Raw genomic sequence first — 18,608 nt, 5'->3', positions numbered from 1 at the left:
AACCGACCCGGAGGAGGCCTCGATGCTGCAACTGCGCCCGAACTGCGAATGCTGCGACCGCGATCTGGCCCCTGATGCGCGCGACGCGATGATCTGTACCTTTGAGTGCACCTTCTGCGCCGATTGCGCGGAAGGTCGCTTCAAGGGCATCTGCCCCAATTGCGCCGGCGAGCTGGTGCGCCGGCCGATCCGTCCCGCGAATAAGCTCGCAAAAAACCCGCCCTCGACAGAGCGGATTCTGAAACCTCATCCGGAATGCGCGGCAGCGTGATGCCCGCCGCGCCGGCAGGCGCGAAGCTCAGCTCGCCTGCTTGACCGTGATGCCCTTCTCCTCGAAGAGCGCCTGCAGTTCACCGGCCTGGAACATCTCGCGGGTGATGTCGCAGCCGCCGACGAACTCGCCCTTGACGTAGAGCTGCGGGATCGTCGGCCAGTTCGAATAGGCCTTGATGCCCTCGCGAATCTCTTGGTCTTCCAGAACATTGACGCCCTTGAAGGGCGCGCCGATGTAGCTGAGGATCTGCACGACCTGGCCGGAGAAGCCGCACATCGGGAATTGCGGCGTGCCCTTCATGAAGAGCACGACATCGGCGGACTTCACTTCGGCATCGAGGCGGGCGTTGACGTCGGTCATGGCTTGATCCTTGGTTTATCAGTGGCTGGAAGATGCTCTGCCGAGCAGAGCTTCCAGGCCGGTGCGATGGTCGAAAGCGGTGTCCAGAAGCCGGTCGAGCCCGAAGGGGCTTTGGGGCGGGATGCCAGGTGGAATGCGGACGCCATAGATTCGAAGCGCATCGGCGGCGAACCTGAAGGCGCTCTGCCAGACCATATCCATGTCGATATGCGGGCGCATCGACGGGCGATAATCGTCCCGGGCCTCGGCAAGTGCTCGATTGGTCTCACCCTCCCAGACACGGCAAGACAGGGCATTGGGATCGCAATAAGCCTTGAGAATATGCTCCAGCGCCACCCGGAGTTTCGAAGCGAAGCCCTTCCACTCGCTGCGCCCCAAGGTCTCGATCTCCTCGGCTATGTTCTCCCAGTCGAGCAGGTTCGACAGCTCCGGGCGCGTGCGGGCAAGCTCGCGAATACCCTGCGCCTGTCGCTCGGCCCAAGTCACGATGTCGTCCTCGTAAAGCGTATCGGCCGGCATGGCAGCCTCCGCAGAAATCCCGATCCCCTAATTCTGGGGAACCGAGGTCGTCAGCGCAAGGGCATGCAGCACGCCGCCCATGTTACCTTTCAGCGCGGCATAGACCATCTGGTGCTGCTGCACCCGGCTCTTGCCGGCAAAGGCGGCCGAGGTGACGGTCGCGGCGTAATGGTCGCCGTCCCCCGCCAAATCCTTGATCTCGACGATCGCGTCCGGCAGCGCCGCCTTGATCATCGCCTCGATGTCGTGAGCATTCATCGCCATGGCGTCTCTCCTCAGGCGGCCTTGCCGGCCATATAGGCCGGCAGCCAGGCTTCATGGGCGGCCTTGAGATCGGCGATGGCGACCGCCGCCTCACCCGGCAGGGCAAGCGCGTTGCCGCCGGTCCGGCCAAGCGCCAGAGCGGGAACGCCAGCAGCCTTCGCCTCGGACAGGATAGCTTCGACAGAAGCCGCCGGCACCGTCACGAGATAGCGCGCCTGATCTTCGCCGAAGAGCACGGCATGGGCCGGCCCCACAGGCAGTGCATCGATCATCGCGCCGATGCCGCTTGCCATCGCCATCTCGGCCAGCGCGACAGCGAGCCCGCCATCGGACAGGTCGTGGCAGGCGGTGACGCGCTGCGCCGTGATCAGGTTGCGGATGACATCGCCGTTGCTACGCTCGACGGCGAGATCGACCGGCGGCGGGGCGCCCTCCTCGCGGCCGCAGATCGTCGCGAGATAGGACGACTGGCCGAGCCAGCCCTGCGTCGCGCCGATCAGGATGATCGCCTCGCCTTCGGCCTTGAAGGCGATCGTCGCATGCCTGGTCACATCGGCCAGCACGCCGACGCCGCCGATGGTGGGCGTCGGCAGGATCGAGACGCCGTTGGTCTCGTTGTAAAGCGAGACATTGCCGGAGACGACGGGGAAATCGAGCGCCCGGCAGGCCTCGCCGATGCCGCGGATGCAGCCGACCAGCTGGCCCATCACCTCGGGCCGCTCGGGATTGCCGAAATTGAGGTTGTCAGTGACGGCGAGCGGCGTCGCGCCGGTCGCGGTGAGATTCCGCCAGGCTTCCGCCACAGCCTGCTTGCCGCCCTCGAACGGGTCGGCCTCGCAATAGCGTGGATTGACGTCGGCGGTCATCGCGAGACCCTTGGGTCCGTCCTCGATCCGGATCAGGCCGGCATCGCCGCCGGGCGTCACCACGGAATTGCCGAGGATCAGCGTGTCGTACTGCTCGAAGACCCAACGCTTCGAGCACAGATCGGGAGAGCCGATCAGCTTGAGCAGCGCCTGCGCGTTGCTCAGCGGCGCCTCGACGCTCTCGGGCGCGATGCGCTGCTGGAGCGGCGTCTCGATCCAGGGCCGGTCATATTCGGGAGCCTCGTCGCCGAGCTCCTTGATCGGCAGGTCGGCCATGGTCTCGCCCTGGTGCTTCACGACGAAGCGCAGATTGTCGGTGGTGTAGCCGACGACGGCGAAATCCAGGCCCCACTTCTTGAAGATCGCCTCGGCCGGCTCCTCATGGCCCGGCTTGATCACCATGAGCATGCGCTCCTGGCTCTCCGACAGCATCATTTCATAGGCGCTCATGCCGTCCTCGCGGCAGGGCACGGCATCCAGGTTGAGCTCGACACCAAGATCGCCCTTGGCCCCCATCTCGACGGCCGAGCAGGTCAGGCCGGCGGCGCCCATGTCCTGGATCGCGTCGACATGGCCGGCCGCCATGATCTCGAGGCAGGCTTCGAGGAGGAGCTTCTCGGCGAAGGGGTCGCCGACCTGCACGGTCGGGCGCTTCTCCTCGGCGCCCTCGCTGAAAGCGGCCGAGGCCATGGTCGCGCCATGGATGCCGTCGCGGCCGGTCTTGGAACCGAGATAGACGATCGCTTTCCCGACGCCCGAGGCCTTGGCGTAGAAGATCTCGTCGGCCTTGGCGATGCCGACCGCCATGGCGTTGACGAGGTTGTTGCCATCATAGCGGGTGTGGAAGCCGGTCAGGCCGCCGACATTGGGCACGCCGAAGGAATTGCCGTAGCCGCCGACGCCGGCCACGACGCCCGAAACCAGATGGCGCGTCTTCGGATGGTCCGGCGAGCCGAAGCGCAGCGCGTCGAGCACCGCGATCGGCCGCGCGCCCATGGTGAAGACGTCGCGCAGGATGCCGCCGACGCCCGTCGTCGCGCCCTGATAGGGCTCGATGAAGGACGGGTGGTTGTGGCTCTCCATCTTGAAGACGATCGCCAAACCGTCGCCGATGTCGATCACGCCGGCATTCTCGCCCGGCCCCTGGATCACCCAGGGCGCCTTGGTCGGCAGGGTCTTGAGATGGATCTTCGAGGATTTGTACGAGCAGTGCTCGTTCCACATCGCCGAGACGATGCCGAGCTCCGTGATCGAGGGCTCGCGCCCGATCAGATGCAGGAAGCGCTGATACTCGTCGGGCTTCAGGCCATGTTCGGCCACGAGCTGCGGCGTGATCTTGATGTCGTTGGGAATCACAGGCGACGGTCCCTGGCGTTCTGGCGGCGCGGCAGATCTTCGATCGCCGCACGTCTTCGGTTGCGCGGGGCATAGCGCGCCTGACCGCAGGAGACAACGCATTCCGGCGCTGCGCCGCCCTGCTGGCACGCGATCTGCGCTGTTTTCCATGACACGGGGCGGACCGTGCCATGGAGGAACAATCGATGTCGCTCTTGTCCCGTTTCAGGAAGGATGCCTCCGGCACCACCGCGGTTCTGTTCGGCTTCGTCGCCATTCCGATGATCGGGATCGCCGGCGCCTGCGTCGACTATGCCCGCGCCAGCTCCGCCCGCGCCACCTTGAACGCGGCGGTCGATTCGGCTGCGCTGATGGTCGCCCGTGACGCGACCAAGCTGACGGACGCCCAGCTCAAGACCCGTGCCGAAGCGCTGATCCGGGCCAACCTCGCCGGCAATTCCGACGCCAAGCTCGGCACCTATACCGTCGCGATCAACCGCACCGCCCGCACGGTCGACGTCACCGCGACCACCGCCGTCGAGACCAGCCTGGCCAAGGTCATCGGCATCGACACGATTCCCGTCTCCTCGACCGCCCAGTCGGTCTGGGGCACCAACCGCGTCGAACTTGCTCTGGTGCTCGACAACACAGGCTCGATGGCGTCGTCCGACAAGCTGACCGAACTGAAGAAGGCCTCGCTCGACCTGCTCAAGATCATGAAGGAAGCCTCGACCGAAACCGATCAGATTCGGATTTCGGTCGTTCCCTTCGCCACGCAGGTGCGCCTGCCGACCACCTACAAGGTCGCGCCCTGGCTGCGCTTCGACCTGACCAAGGGCAGCGGCTCGAACAAGAAAACGATTAGCCCGGCGACCTGGGAAGGCTGCATCAGCGATCGCGACAAGCCCTATGACGTCAGCGATGCCGGCGCGGTGATCGGCCAGAACGCGACTCTGTACCCGGCCGACTTCTGCGCCCAGTCCACCCTGACGCCGATCCGCCCGCTGACCAGCGACTGGACCGCGCTGGCGGGCACGATCAACGCGATGACGCCTGTGGGATATACAAACGTCACGATCGGCGCCGCCTGGGGCGCAGCGAGCCTGAGCCCGATCGCGCCGCTGCCGGAAGCCGTGCCGGTCAACACGCCGCGGCTGACCAAATACATGGTCCTGCTCACCGATGGCGACAACACCCAGAACCGCTTCGGCGACAGCCAATCGACCATGGACGACCGCACCGAGGCCGCCTGCAAGAGCGCCAAGGCGGCCGGCATCCGGATCTATTCGATCCGCGTCATCGACGGGAACCGCAACCTGCTGCGCGGCTGCGCCAGCGAGACGGCCATGTATTACGAGGTCACCAACGCCTCGCAGCTCACCCCGATCTTCCAGCAGATCGCCCGCGAGATCAGCCAAATCCGCCTGACGATGTGAGGGCTGAGAGCGCCGCGCGCAGATCGGTCGGGATCGGCACCGGGCGCTGCGTGGCGCGATCGACATAGACATGGGTGAAGCGCCCCTGCGCCGCCGCCAGCGCGCCGCCTTCGCGGAAGACGCCGATCCGGTAGGTCACGGAGCTGTTGCCCAGCCGCTCGACGCCGAGGCCGACCTCGACGGGTTCGGGAAAGGCAAGGCTCTCGAAATAGCTGCAGCTCGTCTCGACCACGAGGCCGACGACCGCGCTCCCGGCGATGTCGAGGAAGCCGCGCTCGACCAGCCAGGCATTCACCGCCGTGTCGAACCAGGAATAATAGACGACATTGTTGACGTGGCCGTAGACGTCATTGTCGGCCCAGCGCGTCGGCACCGTCCGGAACAGGCCGAAGGCGTCGCGGCCCAGACGCTCCTGTTTCTCGCTCACGACGGGTTCCCCGCATTGGACATAGGCACCATTTCAAGCCCTCATCCTGAGGAGCGATCGAAGATCGCGTCTCGAAGGATACTCCAGGAGGCTCCGGAGACATCTGGAGCATCCTTCGAGACGCCGCTTCGCGGCTCCTCAGGATGAGGGCTGAGGAGAAATCGAGTTCCCCCCAGCTCATCCGCCCGCCATGTCCCCGGTGCCGATCTCCGGCACGCCCAGCGCATCGGCCAGCCTTGCCTTGGCCGAACCCGGCCGCAGCGGCTTCTGCTGGCTTTCATGCGGCGCCCAGCCCGAAAGCCAGACGATCTCGAAGGTCGCGCGCAGGCGCCCATCCGCATCGGCGAAGCGCTCGGCATAGAGCGCAGCCGCCCGCAGCAGCGTTTCACGCCGCATGCCGGTCCGGCGGCGTGCAGAGAGCGCATTGCCCCAGCCCATCGCGCGCAGATCGCGCAGCAGGCCGAACATGTCGCGATAGCGCACCGTCACGACCTCGCTGTCGATAACGGGCAGCGCAAAACCGGCACGCTGCAGCAAGCTACCGAGATCGCGCAGATCGGCGAAGGGCGCGATGCGCGGGCTGACGCCGCCCGCCGTCTCGGCCTCGGCCTCCAGCAGCACCTGCCTGAGCTCCTGCAGCGTCCGGCCACCGAGCAGGCAGCCGATGAACAGCCCATCCGGCCGCAAGCTCCGGCGGATCTGGATCAGAGCGCCCGGCAGATCGTTGACGCCGTGCAAGGCGAGCAGCGAAGCCGCGAGATCGAGGCCGCCGGAAGCCAGCGGCAGCTGTTCGAGATCGCCGACCAGATCGGCCGGCCCACCCTGAACCTCGGCCATGCGCAACAGCGAATCGGCCTTGGCGAGCAGCACGGGGCCTGCGAGCGGTAGCGGCGTGCCGAGATCGGCCGCCACCGCGAAGCGCCGCAGCACCGCGGCCAGCCGCTCCTCCAGATCCTGCACCGCGCGCTGGAGCAGGAAATCGGGATAGCCTGCCGCGAGCGCCCGCCTCAGACGCAGGGCGCCGAGCGCACGGTCGAAGACGATGCTGCCTTCGCTCACCCGCGCGATTCCCGCCCAGCGACGGGCATCAGCGCTCCAGCAGCCGCTCGATCTCCTGCCGGATTTGCGGGCCGAGATCGCCGCGGTCGAGCGCATAGGCGATGTTGGCGGTCAGGAAGCCGATCTTCGAGCCGGTATCGTAGATGTCGCCGTCGAAGCGCACGGCATGGAACGGCTCCAGCCGCGACAGCGCGATCATCGAATCGGTCAACTGGATCTCGCCACCGGCACCCGGCTCCTGATTGGCGAGCAGGTTGAAGATCGTCGGCTGCAGGATGTAGCGGCCGGTGATGTGCAGGTTCGACGGCGCGGTGCCCTTGGCCGGCTTCTCGACCATCTTGGTCACCTTCGAGACCTTCGCATCGCGGTTCTCGACGCCGACGATGCCGTATTGATGGGTCTGGTCCTCAGGCACCGGCGCCACCGCGATATGGTTGCCGCCATGCTTGTTGTAGGCATCGATCATCTCGGCGAGGCAGCCCCTGCCATGGGTATGATGCAGCATGTCAGGCAGCAGCAGGGCGAAGGGCTCGTCGTCGCCGATGATGTCGCGCGCGCACCAGACGGCATGGCCGAGCCCGAGCGGCGCCTGCTGGCGGGTGAAGCTGGTGGCTCCTGCGGCCGGCAGGTCGGCCAGCAGCGCCTCGAGTTCCCTGGTCTTGTTGCGCTTGCGCAGCGTGTCGTCGAGTTCGTAGGCGAGGTCGAAATGATCCTCGATCACCGCCTTGTTGCGGCCGGTGATGAAGACGAAATGCTCGATGCCGGCCGCGCGCGCCTCGTCGACAACATGCTGGACGACAGGCCGGTCGACGATGGTCAGCATCTCCTTCGGGATCGCCTTGGTGGCGGGCAGGAAGCGGGTGCCGAGACCGGCGACGGGGAAGACGGCCTTGCGGATGCGTTTCGTCATGGAAGGTCCAATTGGCGCCTTGGCCTGGCTTGCCTGCGGCGGTGCGGGTGGAAAGCGTCCGGCCCCTGACTTGTCGGGAGCCGGTCACAACGTACTATTAGCAGGACGAGCTTGAGAACCCGTCAACGCTTTTTGCTTAAGGGCGGTTCGGGGTAGCGCGGAGCGGACATTCGATCATGGCTGTACTTGTTTCTGGTGGGGCGGGCTATATCGGCAGCCATATGGTGCTTGAACTGCTCGACCGTGGCGAGAGCGTGGTGGTTCTCGACAATCTCTCGACCGGCTTCTGGTGGGCCGTGCCGAAAGAGGCCGTTCTGGTGCAGGGCGACATCGCCGACCAGGAGCTGGTCGCGCGGGTCATCGCCGAACATGGCATCACCGAGATCGCCCATTTCGCCGCCAAAATCGTGGTTCCGGAATCCGTCTCCGACCCTCTCGGTTATTATCTCAACAATACCGTGAAGACGCGCAGCCTTCTGGAAAGCGCCGTGCGCGGCGGCGTCCAGCGAATCATCTTCTCCTCGACCGCGGCGGTCTATGGCGAACCCGCGATCAGCCCGGTGCCGGAGGAGATCGAGCTCAACCCGATCAACCCCTATGGCCGCTCCAAGCTGATGAGCGAGTGGATGCTGTCCGACGTCGCCCGCGCCCATGGGTTGAGCTTCGTCGTGCTGCGCTATTTCAACGTTGCTGGCGCCGATCCCAGGGGCCGCTCCGGCCAGTCCTCGCCGAACGCCACCCATCTGATCAAGGTTGCGGGCCAGGCGGCGCTGGGCCAGCGCGCCGGGCTCGAGGTCTTCGGCACCGATTACCCCACCCCCGACGGCACCTGCATCCGCGACTACATCCATGTCACCGACCTCGCCCGCGCCCATCTCTCCGCGCTCGACCATCTGCGCGCAGGCGGAAAAAGCCTGACGCTGAACTGCGGTTATGGCCGGGGCTATTCGGTCAACGAGGTCGTCGCCGTGGTCAAGCAGGTCTCCGGCGTCGACTTCCCGGTCAAGCTGTCGGGCCGCCGCGCTGGCGACCCGGCCTCGCTCATCGCCAGGGCCGATCGAATCCGCGACGAACTCGGCTGGCAGCCCGAACATGACGACCTCGAGGAGATCGTCCGCCAGGCGCTGGACTGGGAGGAGAAGCTGAAGACGCGCAACGCGATCTGACGCAGGCGCGCTCAGCTTGCCATCGCCAGTTCGGCCGGGTCCCTGACCTCCGTCACGGTCAGACGGCGGCGGTCGCCGGAACGCGTCGTCCAGTCGATCGACTTCCCGGCCGCCATGCCGATCAGCGCCACGCCGACCGGCGTCATCACCGAGATCCTGCCAGCATCGACATCGGCATGCTGCGGCGCGACCAGAGTGATCGTCGATTCCTTGCCGGAAGCCTCGTCGCGGAAGGTGACGCCGCTACCGATGCGGACATGATCGGCCGAGCTGCGGCCATCCGGCAGGATACGGGCGCGATCGAGCTCACGGGCCAGTTCGGCCGCGAGATCGGCCAGACCTTCGCCGGCACCGGCGACGGTGCGGCTCAAAAGGAGATGGTCGCCGGCGGTGAGCACGATAGCGGGCCGCGACGGGCGCTTCGAAGAAATGGTCATGACGTATTCCTGAGAAAGGGAACGGCAGCCGGCCGCGGGGTCAAATCGACCGCGCCGTCTCCCGACTGTCCGAAACGATAAGGTGGTGAAGGATGGAGGCGCCAAATGGCGCGGCATTGGCCCCGAACCCGGAGCGCGCTGCGCGGCGGGCGCGGGGCTAATGGCCCGCGATGAGATTGCCCGAGCGGTGCAGACCGCAGCAGAACCGGAGATGGCTGTTCATGTCGGCAAGGCTCGGCCAAGCGCCGCGCTTTGTCAAATCGGGCCGCAGCAGCGCGTGTCGCATGGACGGCATTGCCGCCGCGCTTAACCTTTGGTTAATCTTGTTCAGGCGCTTTGGAGCGACCCATCTTTCCAGCCAGTCCGAGTGCCCCCATGCGCCTGTCCGTCATCGCCGCCACGGCCCTGATCAGCCTCGCGCCGGCGTTCGCGCAGACTACGGGGTCGATCAACGCCTCAGCTGCAAAAGCCCGAGATGCCAAGCCGGCCACGAACACGGCGCCGGCCAACGCCTCCTTCGACGGGTTTCTGCAGCGCCTCTGGCCTCTGGCCCAGGCACGCGGCGTCTCGCGCGCGACTTTCGACACCGCCTTCAAAGGCGTCACGCCCGATCCCGGGATCGCCGCGCTGACGAAAAAGCAGTCCGAGTTCACCGCGCCGATCTGGGGTTATCTTAACAGCGCGGTCGGCGGCACGCGCATTCCGCGCGGCCGCGATGCTGCCGCCGACAATGCCAGCGTGCTGGCGCAGGTCGAGGCGCGCTACGGCGTGCCGAAGGAAATCGTGCTCGGCGTCTGGGGCATGGAAACCAATTACGGCGCGTTCAAGGGCGACAAGGATACCATCCGCTCGCTCGCGACCTTGGCTCATCTGCGCTATCGCGGCGACTTCTTCCGCGACGAACTCCTCACCGCGCTCGAACTGATCGAGGAAGGCCATGTCGAGCGCCGCGAGCTGCGCGGCTCCTGGGCCGGGGCGATGGGCCACACCCAGTTCATGCCGTCGAGCTACCGGAAATATGCCGTCGACTTCACTGGCGACGGCCATGCCGACATCTGGAGCTCGACCTCCGACGCACTCGCCTCCACCGCCAACTACCTGAAGGGCTATGGCTGGGTGCAGGGCCTGCCCTGGGGCCTCGAAGTGACCTTGCCCGAAGGCTTCGACCACAAGCTCTACAAGGCGAGCTTCTCCTCCTTCGCCTCGGCCGGTGTGCGCCGCACTGACGGCCGCGCGCTGCCCTCGTCCGGCGAGGCGAGGCTGTTCTACCCCGCCGGCCATCGCGGCCCGGTGATGCTGCTGACCGAGAATTTCGATGTCATCAAGAAATACAACTCGTCGGACGCCTATGCGCTCGCTGTCGGCCATCTCGGCGACCGCATCATGGGGCGCCCGGCGATCCAGGCCGACTGGCCGGTCCAAGCGCCGCGCCTCGACAAATCAGGCATGCAGGATGTCCAGCGCCGGCTGAAGGCGCTCGGGCTTTATAACCACGACGCCGACGGCCGCATCGGCACCGGCACGCGCGAGGCCGTCAGGCAATACCAGCTTCGCAACGGCGAGATCGCCGATGGCTGGCCGACCCCTGCCCTGTTGGCGAAGATGCGCGCCGGAAGCTGACGCTAGCGCGGTTTCGCACTATATAGGCTGTGAAAGCCGCTCGCCGGCGCGGGATCGAGAGCCCGATGCGTTTGCGCTCCCTCCTCATGCTGTTCGCCGCCGCCGGCCTGCTGATCCTGACCGGAGGGCCGACGACGCTCGCCCAGCAGGCGCGTCAGCAGCAGCCCCAGCCGCAACCCCAGCGCGGCTTCTTCCAGTTCTTCTGGCAGCAGCCCGCGCCGCCGCCCGTCGCCCAGCCGCAGCGCCAGCGCGTCGCGCCCGTCGTGCGCCGCCGCCCCGTGGCGCCGGTCGTGGTTCGGGACGATCCCGTCATCCCCAAGGTCGATGTCGCCCATCATCTGCTGGTGATGGGGGATTCGCTCGCCCATCTGCTCGCCGGCGGCCTCGAGGAGGCGCTGGAAGACCGGCCCGACCTCGCCGTGCTGCAGAGGGCCAAGCCGGATTCCGGCCTCGTCCGCAGCGATTTCTACGACTGGCCCAAGGCCGCGGCCGATCTGTTGGCGGGCGACCAGAAGATCAGCCTCGGCGTCATGATGATCGGCCTGAACGACCGGCAGGCGATCCGCGAGGGCGAGACCGTCCATGAGCCGCTGAGCCCGCGCTGGCTCGAACTCTATCGCGAGCGCATCGCGGCCGTGGCCCAACTCTTCGCGGCTAAGCGCATCCCGCTGATCTGGGTCGGGGCACCGCCGGTGCAGAATGCCAGGCTCTCGGCCGATTTCGTCACCTTCAACGAGCTGTACCGCCAGCAGGTCGAGCGCGCGGGCGGGCAATATGTCGATCTCTGGGGTGCCTTCGTCGATTCAGAGAACCGTTACACGGCGATGGGCCCCGACGTCTCCGGCCAGACCGCCCGGCTGCGTCTCGGCGACGGCATCCATTTCACCTCGGTCGGTGCCCGCAAGGCGGGCCATTTCGTCGATCTGCTGGTGCGCCGGATGTTCGAGCCGGGCGCACAGGGCAGCGTGATCGCGCTGCCGGTTTCGCCCGACACCGGCGCGCCGAGCAACCCGGAACTGCAGCCGGGCGGTGTCGAGCGGTTGATCGATCGGATGGTCAGCGGCCTGCCCACGATCAGCCTGCCGGCTGCACTCCAGGCCAAGCCGCTGGCAGGGCCGATCCTGCCGCTCACCGGCGGCGCTGCGCAGGGCGAGCAGGCGCTGCTGGTCTCGATCCCCGATGCCAGGGGCCGCGGCGAGGTCGCAACCCAGCTCGACCGCATCTTCGGCGAGGGCATCATGCCGGAGCCGAAGCCCGGACGCATGGACGACTATCGCTGGCCGCGGTGAAGGCTCGACGCCTCTTCCCTTCTCCCGGATGGGAGAAGGTGGCGCGGAGCGCCGGATGAGGGCCTGCCGTTGCAGTAAGAAGTAGCAACGGCTCCGTCTCATTTCATTAAGCAGCGGCGGGCCCTCATCCCTGCCCTTCTCCCATCCGGGAGAAGGGTTCCCCGCGCTCTACAACCAGCGGCCGATCGCTCACACCGGCAGGATCGTCTCGCCCATCAAATGCTTGTCGATCGCATGCGCCGCCTGGCGACCTTCGCGGATCGCCCAGACGACCAGCGACTGGCCGCGCCGCATGTCACCGGCGACGAAGACGTTGTCGGCGCTGGTGCGGTAATCGGTCTCGTTGGCGATGACGTTGGCGCGCTTGTCGACGGCCACGCCCGACTGCGCGATCATGCCCTCGATCAGCGAGCCGGCAAAGCCGATGGCGAGGAAGCAGAGATCGGCCTGCAGGACGAATTCGGTCCCTGCGATCGGCTTGCGCTTCTCGTCGACGCGCACGCATTTCACCCCGGTCAGGCGGCCGTTGCGGCCCTCCAGCCCCAGCGTCGCGGCCTGGAACTCGCGCTCGGCGCCCTCGGCCTGCGAGGACGAGGTGCGGAACTTCGTCGGCCAGTACGGCCAGACGGTGAGCTTGTCCTCGAGCTGCGGCGCCATCGGCCGGATGTCGAGCTGCGTCACCGACAGCGCGCCCTGCCGGAACGCCGTGCCGACGCAGTCAGACGCCGTGTCGCCGCCGCCGATGACGACGACATGCTTGCCGCCCGCCAGGATCGGCGTGATCTTCGAGACGTCCTCGCCGCCGGTGCGCTTGTTCTGCTGGGTCAGGTACGGCATCGCGTAATGCACGCCCTGCAGATTGGTGTCGGGCAGGCCGGGATCGCGCGGCGCCTCGGCCCCGCCGGTCATCAACACGGCGTCATGCTCGGCGGTCAGTGTCGCGAAGGGCACGGTGACGCCGACATTGACGTTGTAGTGGAAGGTGACGCCCTCGGCCTCCATCTGCTTCACGCGGCGGTCGATGTGCTTCTTTTCCATCTTGAAGTCGGGAATGCCGTAGCGCAGCAGGCCGCCGGCGCGCGCCTCGCGCTCGTAGAGATGCACGTCATGGCCGACGCGGGCGAGTTGCTGCGCGGCCGCCATTCCGGCTGGGCCAGATCCGACCACGGCGATGCTCTTGCCGGTGCGAAGCGCCGAGGGCTCGGGGATGATCCAGCCCTCCTGCCAGCCCTTGTCGGCGATCGCCTGCTCGATCGTCTTGATCGTGACGGGCATGTTCTCGAGGTTCAGCGTGCAGGCTTCCTCGCAAGGAGCCGGGCAGATGCGGCCGGTGAACTCCGGGAAGTTGTTGGTCGAGTGAAGGTTGCTCAGCGCGTCCTGCCAGCCGCCGGAGAAGACCAGCTCGTTCCAGTCTGGGATCTGGTTATGGACCGGGCAGCCGGTCGGGCCATGGCAGAACGGGATGCCGCAATCCATGCAGCGCGCCGCCTGCTTCTTGATGTCGCGCTCCTCCAGCGGGAGCGTGAACTCCCGGAAATGCCGGATGCGGTCGCCGGCGAGCTGATACTTCTGCTCCTGCCGGTCGTATTCGAGGAAGCCCGTGACCTTGCCCATGTCGTGTCTCTCGCCGTCCTGCCCGGCTTAGCGCCGGGCATCCCCGCTCGGCCGGGGCGCCTGTCCTGATGAGGTTCCGGATCGAACGCGCCGACCGGAGCTGACGTCCCGTCCTATTCGGCCGCCTGCAATGTGCGCGCCTGTTCCATCTCGCGCAGCGCCCGGCGGTATTCCACCGGCATCACCTTGACGAATTTGGTGCGGTATTCGGCCCAGTTGTCGAGGATGCGACGCGCCGTCTCCGAACCGGTGTAGTCGGCATGGTTCGTCAGCATCTGCATCAGGCGCTCCTCGTCATGGCCCGACATGTCGGCCATGTCGATGCGGCCCTTATGCTCGAGATCGCCGCCATGATGGTGCAGCCGCTCCATCAGGTCCTCTTCCTCCTCGACCGGCTCGAGATCGACCATGGAGAGGTTGCAGCGCGCCTTGAAGCTCTTGTCCTCGTCGAGAACATAGGCGATGCCGCCCGACATGCCGGCCGCGAAGTTACGCCCGGTCGGCCCGATCACGGCGACGACGCCGCCGGTCATGTACTCGCAGCCATGGTCGCCCGTGCCCTCGACCACCGCGATGGCGCCGGAATTGCGCACCGCGAAGCGCTCGCCGGCGACGCCGCGGAAATACGCCTCGCCCGCTATCGCACCATAAAGCACCGTGTTGCCGACGATGATCGAGCGTTCCGGCACGGCCTTCGAGGCCGGGTCCGGCTTGACGATCAGCTTGCCGCCCGACAGCCCCTTGCCGACATAGTCGTTGGCCTGCCCGGTCAGTTCGACGGTGACGCCAGCCGCCAGGAACGCCGCAAAGCTCTGGCCTGAGGTGCCCTTGAGCTTCACCGTGATGGTGTCGTCGGGCAGGCCGGCATGACCGTACTTCTTCGCCACGACGCCAGACAGCATCGCGCCGACGCTGCGGTCGACATTGCAGATCGGGTGTTCGAGCACGACCGGGGTGCCGGTCTCGACGGCATCCCTGGCGCCTTCGATCAGCTTGCGGTCGAGGACATCGTCGATCGGGTGCTTCTGCAATTCGACATGGCGGATCGCGACGCCGGGCATGTCGACCTTGTGGAACAGCCGGGTGAAATCGAGGCCCTTGGCCTTCCAGTGGTCGATCGCCTCGCGCTTGTCGAGCAGGTCGGAGCGGCCGACGATCTCGTCGAGATGGGTGAAGCCCATCTGCGCCATGATCTTGCGGACGTCCTCGGCGACGAAGAAGAAGTAGTTGACGACGTGCTCGGGCAGGCCCTTGAAGCGCTTGCGTAGCACCGGGTCCTGCGTCGCGACGCCGACCGGGCAGGTGTTGAGATGGCACTTGCGCATCATGATGCAGCCCGCCGCGATCAGCGGCGCGGTCGAGAAGCCGAACTCGTCGGCCCCCAGCAGCGCGCCGATCACCACGTCGCGGCCGGTGCGAAGCCCGCCATCGACCTGCAGGGCGACCCGCCCGCGCAGCTTGTTCAGCACCAGCGTCTGCTGCGTCTCGGCGAGCCCGATCTCCCAGGGGGAGCCTGCATGCTTCAGCGAGGTCAGCGGGCTTGCGCCCGTGCCGCCCTCGAAGCCCGAGATGGTGATGTGGTCGGCGCGCGACTTGGCGACGCCGGCCGCGACCGTGCCGACCCCGATCTCCGAGACCAGCTTGACCGAGACATCGGCCGCCGGATTGACGTTCTTCAAATCGAAGATCAGCTGCGCCAGATCCTCGATCGAATAGATGTCGTGATGCGGCGGCGGCGAGATCAGCCCGACGCCCGGCGTCGAGTGCCGGACCTTGGCGATCTTGGCGTCGACCTTGTGGCCCGGAAGCTGCCCGCCCTCGCCCGGCTTGGCGCCCTGCGCGACCTTGATCTGCATGACGTCGGCATTGGCGAGATACTCCGCCGTGACGCCGAAGCGGCCCGACGCGACCTGCTTGATCGCCGAGCGCTTCGAGCGCCCGTCCGCCATCGGCTTGAAGCGGATCGCTTCTTCGCCCCCCTCGCCGGTGTTGGACTTGCCGCCGATCTGGTTCATCGCGATGGCCATCGTCTCATGCGCCTCGCGCGAGATCGAGCCGAAGGACATCGCCCCGGTGGCGAAGCGCTTCACGATCTCCGAAGCCGGCTCGACGCTCTCCAGCGGCACGGGCTGGCGCCCGTCCTCGCTCGCCTGCCTGAGCTTGAAGAGGCCGCGGATGGTGGTCAGCCGCTGCTCCTCGTCATTCACCTGACGGGCGAAGTCCTCATAGCGATCCTGTGCGTTCAGCCGGACCGCATGCTGCAGCGAGGCGACGACGTCGGGCTGCCAGACGTGGTCCTCGCCGCGGATGCGGTACATGTACTCGCCGCCGATATCGAGGCTGTTGCGGTAGATCGGCGCATCACCGAAGGCGTCGCGGTGGCGGCTGACGCTCTCCTGCGCGATCTCGTCGAGGCCGACGCCCTCGATCGCGGTCCCCGTGCCGAAGAAGTAACGCTCGACGAAGTCGCTCTTCAAACCCACCGCGTCGAAGATCTGCGCGCCGCAATAGGATTGATAGGTCGAGATGCCCATCTTGGACATGACCTTGAGCACGCCCTTGCCGACCGACTTGATGTAGCGCTTCACCACCTCATAGGCGTCGACCTCGGTCGGGAACGCACCCTGCGCATGTTGATCGAGCAGCGTGTCGAAGGCGAGGTAGGGGTTGATCGCTTCCGCGCCATAGCCGGCGAGACAGCAGAAATGATGGATCTCGCGCGGCTCGCCGGATTCGACGACGAGACCAACCGAGGTGCGCAGGCCCTTGCGGATCAGGTGATGATGCACCGCCGCCGTCGCCAACAGCGCCGGGATCGGGATGCGATCGGCCCCGACCTGCCGGTCGGACAGGATGATGATGTTGTAGCCGCCATGGACCGCCGCCTCCGAGCGCTCGCAGAGCCGCTCCACCGCTGCCACCATGCCGACAGCGCCATCGCGCGCCGGATAGGTGAAGTCGATCGTCTTGGTGTCGAAGCGGTCCTCGTAATGGCCGATGCAGCGGATCTTCTCGAGATCGTCATTGGTCAGGATCGGCGTGCGGACCTCGAGCCGCTTGCGACGCGAGGTGCCCTCCAGATCGAGGATGTTCGGCCGCGGCCCGATGAAGGAGAGCAGGCTCATCACCAGCTCCTCGCGGATCGGGTCGATCGGCGGGTTCGTCACCTGCGCGAAGTTCTGCTTGAAATAGGTGTAGAGCAGCTTCGACTTGAACGAGAGCGCCGAGATCGGCGTGTCGGTGCCCATCGAGCCGACCGCTTCCTGGCCGGTCACCGCCATCGGCGCCATCAGCAGGCGGACATCCTCCTGCGTATAGCCGAAGGCCTGCTGGCGATCGAGCAGCGGCACGTCAGTGCGCGAGGCCCGCGCCTCGACCGGCGGCAGGTCCTCGAGCACGATCTGGGTGCGCTTCAGCCAGTCCTTGTAGGGGTTGGCGAGGCAGAGCGTCGTCTTGATCTCGTCGTCGCCGATGATGCGGCCCTGTTCGAGGTCGATCAGCAGCATCTTGCCCGGCTGCAGACGCCACTTCTCGATGATCTTCTCCTCTGGGATCGGCAGCACGCCGAATTCCGAAGCCAGCACCACGAGCCCGTCATCGGTGACGAGATAGCGCGCCGGCCGCAGGCCGTTGCGATCGAGCGTGGCGCCGATCTGCTTGCCGTCGGTGAAGGCGATGGCGGCCGGCCCGTCCCAGGGCTCCATCAGCGCGGCGTGGTATTCGTAGAAGGCGCGCCGCTCCTCGTTCATCAGCGGGTTGCCGTTCCACGCTTCCGGCACGAGCATCATCATGGCATGGGCCAGCGAATAGCCGCCCTGCACCAGGAATTCGAGCGCGTTGTCGAAGCAGGCGGTGTCGGACTGGCCCTCATAGGAAATCGGCCAGAGCTTGGAGATGTCGGGTCCGAACAGCTCGGAATCGACCGAGGCCTGCCGCGCCGCCATCCAGTTGACGTTGCCGCGCAGCGTGTTGATCTCGCCGTTATGGGCGACCATCCGGTAAGGATGCGCCAGCCGCCAGGACGGGAAGGTGTTGGTGGCGAAGCGCTGGTGGACGAGCGCGAGCGCGCTCTCGAAGCGCGGATCGGTCAGATCCTTGAAATAGCTGCCGAGCTGGGTGACCAGCACCATGCCCTTGTAGACGATGGTGCGGGCCGACATCGAGACCGGGTAATAGGTCGCGGTCGCCCGATCCTTGAGCTTGTAGACCTGGTTGGAGACCGACTTCCTGAGGACATAGACCTTGCGCTCGAAATCCTCCTCCGTGGCGATCTCCGCCGGGCGCCCGACGAAGAGCTGGCGATGGACCGGCTCGCTCTGCTTCACGGCTTCGCCGAGATCCGACCCATCGACAGGCACGTCGCGCCAGCCGAGGAAGATCAGCCCCTCCTCGGTCACCGTCTGCGCGACGATGTCCTCGCAGATCGTCCGGTCGGCGGCGTCCTGCGGCATGAAGAACTGGCCGATCGCATAATGGCCGACTTCGGGCAGTTCGATGCCGAGCCTGGCGCATTCCTCGCTGAAGAAGCGATGCGGGATCTGGGTGAGGATGCCGCAGCCATCGCCGAGCTTGGGGTCGGCGCCGACCGCGCCACGATGGTCGATATTGCGCAGAATCTGCAGGCCCTGCTCGACGATGGCGTGGCTCTTGCGGTTCTTCATGTCGGCGATGAAGCCAACGCCGCAGGAATCCTTCTCCATCGACGGGTCATAGAGACCCTGGCGCACCGGCATGGCCGGATCGCGGACCTCCGGGAAGCGCTCGAAAGGCTCCACGCCGTTCCAAGATTCGGCCTCGGCCACAAACTTGGCACCGCTCGACTGGCTGGTTTCGCTCATCGTCAAACCCCGCTTGCCCAAAACCGCTTGCTTGCCAATGCCCCGCCAGCTTCCGCCGGGAGGCACCTTTGAGTCCATATAAACCTTCCGCCGCAGCAGGCCGCCGCCGCTCGCGCGCGGCCCCTGGGAGCCGGCAGCAAGGATGGGGCCAACATGGCCGGACCGTTCGTCTGTCGGAGGCTTGCTTGCGCTGG

15 protein-coding genes are annotated in these 18,608 nt (G+C 66.5%); 5 read left to right on the top strand and 10 right to left on the bottom strand.

All coding sequences use genetic code 11. The annotated features are described in order from the left end of the window. Positions 1 to 22: 22 nt before the first annotated feature. Positions 23 to 271, top strand: a complete 249-nt coding sequence (locus AC1DYU_RS20035) for a DUF1272 domain-containing protein (RefSeq protein ID WP_476793147.1) — start codon at positions 23 to 25, stop codon at positions 269 to 271. Positions 272 to 298: 27 nt separating this feature from the next. Here the strand turns inward: AC1DYU_RS20035 and grxD are convergent, their stop codons facing one another. From grxD to purL, 4 genes are read right to left on the bottom strand one after another with little or no spacing between them, the layout of a single operon-like run. Continuing rightward, positions 299 to 634, bottom strand: a complete 336-nt coding sequence (gene grxD / locus AC1DYU_RS20030; RefSeq protein WP_158484979.1) for a Grx4 family monothiol glutaredoxin — start codon at positions 632 to 634, stop codon at positions 299 to 301. Positions 635 to 652: 18 nt separating this feature from the next. Further along, positions 653 to 1,153 (bottom strand): DUF29 domain-containing protein, encoded by a 501-nt coding sequence (locus AC1DYU_RS20025; RefSeq protein ID WP_476793146.1) that lies wholly within the window; start codon positions 1,151 to 1,153, stop codon positions 653 to 655. 27 nt (positions 1,154 to 1,180) lie between these two features. Further along, a complete protein-coding gene (locus AC1DYU_RS20020) occupies positions 1,181 to 1,417 on the bottom strand; it encodes a BolA family protein (protein WP_476793145.1) in 237 nt (78 codons plus the stop codon). A gap of 11 nt (positions 1,418 to 1,428) precedes the next feature. Beyond that, a complete protein-coding gene (gene purL / locus AC1DYU_RS20015; RefSeq protein WP_476793144.1) occupies positions 1,429 to 3,639 on the bottom strand; it encodes a phosphoribosylformylglycinamidine synthase subunit PurL in 2,211 nt (736 codons plus the stop codon). A 185-nt stretch (positions 3,640 to 3,824) separates the two neighbouring features. Between purL and AC1DYU_RS20010 the strand changes: the two genes are divergently transcribed. Then, positions 3,825 to 5,054 carry a vWA domain-containing protein gene (locus AC1DYU_RS20010; RefSeq protein ID WP_476793143.1) on the top strand — a complete coding sequence of 410 codons (1,230 nt, stop codon included), beginning with the start codon at positions 3,825 to 3,827 and terminating at the stop codon, positions 5,052 to 5,054. On the opposite strand, the gene AC1DYU_RS20005 is transcribed toward AC1DYU_RS20010, so the two are convergent. From AC1DYU_RS20005 to AC1DYU_RS19995, 3 genes are all read right to left on the bottom strand, one after another. Continuing rightward, complete coding sequence (locus AC1DYU_RS20005) at positions 5,029 to 5,481, bottom strand: acyl-CoA thioesterase (protein WP_476793142.1); 453 nt, start codon at positions 5,479 to 5,481, stop codon at positions 5,029 to 5,031. The genes AC1DYU_RS20010 and AC1DYU_RS20005 overlap by 26 nt on opposite strands. 177 nt (positions 5,482 to 5,658) lie before the next feature. After that, entirely contained in the window at positions 5,659 to 6,540 is an 882-nt protein-coding gene (locus AC1DYU_RS20000; RefSeq protein WP_476793141.1) for a methyltransferase domain-containing protein, read from the bottom strand. Positions 6,541 to 6,568: 28 nt separating this feature from the next. After that, positions 6,569 to 7,450 carry a UTP--glucose-1-phosphate uridylyltransferase gene (locus AC1DYU_RS19995; protein ID WP_158484972.1) on the bottom strand — a complete coding sequence of 294 codons (882 nt, stop codon included), beginning with the start codon at positions 7,448 to 7,450 and terminating at the stop codon, positions 6,569 to 6,571. 176 nt (positions 7,451 to 7,626) lie between these two features. On the opposite strand from AC1DYU_RS19995, the gene galE reads away from it, so the two are divergent. Next, positions 7,627 to 8,616 (top strand): UDP-glucose 4-epimerase GalE, encoded by a 990-nt coding sequence (galE, locus tag AC1DYU_RS19990; RefSeq protein ID WP_476793140.1) that lies wholly within the window; start codon positions 7,627 to 7,629, stop codon positions 8,614 to 8,616. Between the two features lie 11 nt (positions 8,617 to 8,627). Here the strand turns inward: galE and rnk are convergent, their stop codons facing one another. Next, entirely contained in the window at positions 8,628 to 9,053 is a 426-nt protein-coding gene (rnk, locus tag AC1DYU_RS19985) for a nucleoside diphosphate kinase regulator (RefSeq protein WP_476793139.1), read from the bottom strand. 375 nt (positions 9,054 to 9,428) lie between these two features. Between rnk and AC1DYU_RS19980 the strand changes: the two genes are divergently transcribed. Next, a complete protein-coding gene (locus AC1DYU_RS19980; RefSeq protein WP_476793138.1) occupies positions 9,429 to 10,673 on the top strand; it encodes a lytic murein transglycosylase in 1,245 nt (414 codons plus the stop codon). Positions 10,674 to 10,738: 65 nt separating this feature from the next. Then, positions 10,739 to 11,962, top strand: a complete 1,224-nt coding sequence (locus AC1DYU_RS19975; protein ID WP_476793137.1) for an SGNH/GDSL hydrolase family protein — start codon at positions 10,739 to 10,741, stop codon at positions 11,960 to 11,962. A gap of 189 nt (positions 11,963 to 12,151) precedes the next feature. Here AC1DYU_RS19975 and AC1DYU_RS19970 read toward each other — a convergent pair whose 3' ends face one another. Both AC1DYU_RS19970 and gltB read right to left on the bottom strand, forming a co-directional pair. Next, complete coding sequence (locus AC1DYU_RS19970) at positions 12,152 to 13,576, bottom strand: glutamate synthase subunit beta (protein WP_476793136.1); 1,425 nt, start codon at positions 13,574 to 13,576, stop codon at positions 12,152 to 12,154. Positions 13,577 to 13,689: 113 nt separating this feature from the next. Continuing rightward, on the bottom strand, positions 13,690 to 18,309 hold the full coding sequence (gene gltB / locus AC1DYU_RS19965; protein ID WP_476793215.1) for a glutamate synthase large subunit: 4,620 nt from the start codon (positions 18,307 to 18,309) through the stop codon (positions 13,690 to 13,692). Between the last annotated feature and the right edge of the window lie 299 nt (positions 18,310 to 18,608).

This window comes from Allobosea sp. P2_B12, from assembly GCF_056404835.1.
This window is presented reverse-complemented; position numbering and strand designations above follow the sequence as displayed.

What these genes read in the sequence shown, in the direction of transcription:
- AC1DYU_RS20035 (WP_476793147.1), top strand. Translation starts at nt 23, where the DNA reads ATGCTGCAACTGCGCCCGAACTGCGAATGCTGCGACCGCGATCTGGCC.
- AC1DYU_RS19980 (WP_476793138.1), top strand. Translation starts at nt 9,429, where the DNA reads ATGCGCCTGTCCGTCATCGCCGCCACGGCCCTGATCAGCCTCGCGCCG.
- gltB (WP_476793215.1), bottom strand. Translation starts at nt 18,309, where the DNA reads ATGCCGGTGCGCCAGGGTCTCTATGACCCGTCGATGGAGAAGGATTCC.
- AC1DYU_RS20020 (WP_476793145.1), bottom strand. Translation starts at nt 1,417, where the DNA reads ATGGCGATGAATGCTCACGACATCGAGGCGATGATCAAGGCGGCGCTG.
- grxD (WP_158484979.1), bottom strand. Translation starts at nt 634, where the DNA reads ATGACCGACGTCAACGCCCGCCTCGATGCCGAAGTGAAGTCCGCCGAT.
- AC1DYU_RS20025 (WP_476793146.1), bottom strand. Translation starts at nt 1,153, where the DNA reads ATGCCGGCCGATACGCTTTACGAGGACGACATCGTGACTTGGGCCGAG.
- AC1DYU_RS19970 (WP_476793136.1), bottom strand. Translation starts at nt 13,576, where the DNA reads ATGGGCAAGGTCACGGGCTTCCTCGAATACGACCGGCAGGAGCAGAAG.
- AC1DYU_RS19995 (WP_158484972.1), bottom strand. Translation starts at nt 7,450, where the DNA reads ATGACGAAACGCATCCGCAAGGCCGTCTTCCCCGTCGCCGGTCTCGGC.
- rnk (WP_476793139.1), bottom strand. Translation starts at nt 9,053, where the DNA reads ATGACCATTTCTTCGAAGCGCCCGTCGCGGCCCGCTATCGTGCTCACC.
- galE (WP_476793140.1), top strand. Translation starts at nt 7,627, where the DNA reads ATGGCTGTACTTGTTTCTGGTGGGGCGGGCTATATCGGCAGCCATATG.
- AC1DYU_RS19975 (WP_476793137.1), top strand. Translation starts at nt 10,739, where the DNA reads ATGCGTTTGCGCTCCCTCCTCATGCTGTTCGCCGCCGCCGGCCTGCTG.
- AC1DYU_RS20010 (WP_476793143.1), top strand. Translation starts at nt 3,825, where the DNA reads ATGTCGCTCTTGTCCCGTTTCAGGAAGGATGCCTCCGGCACCACCGCG.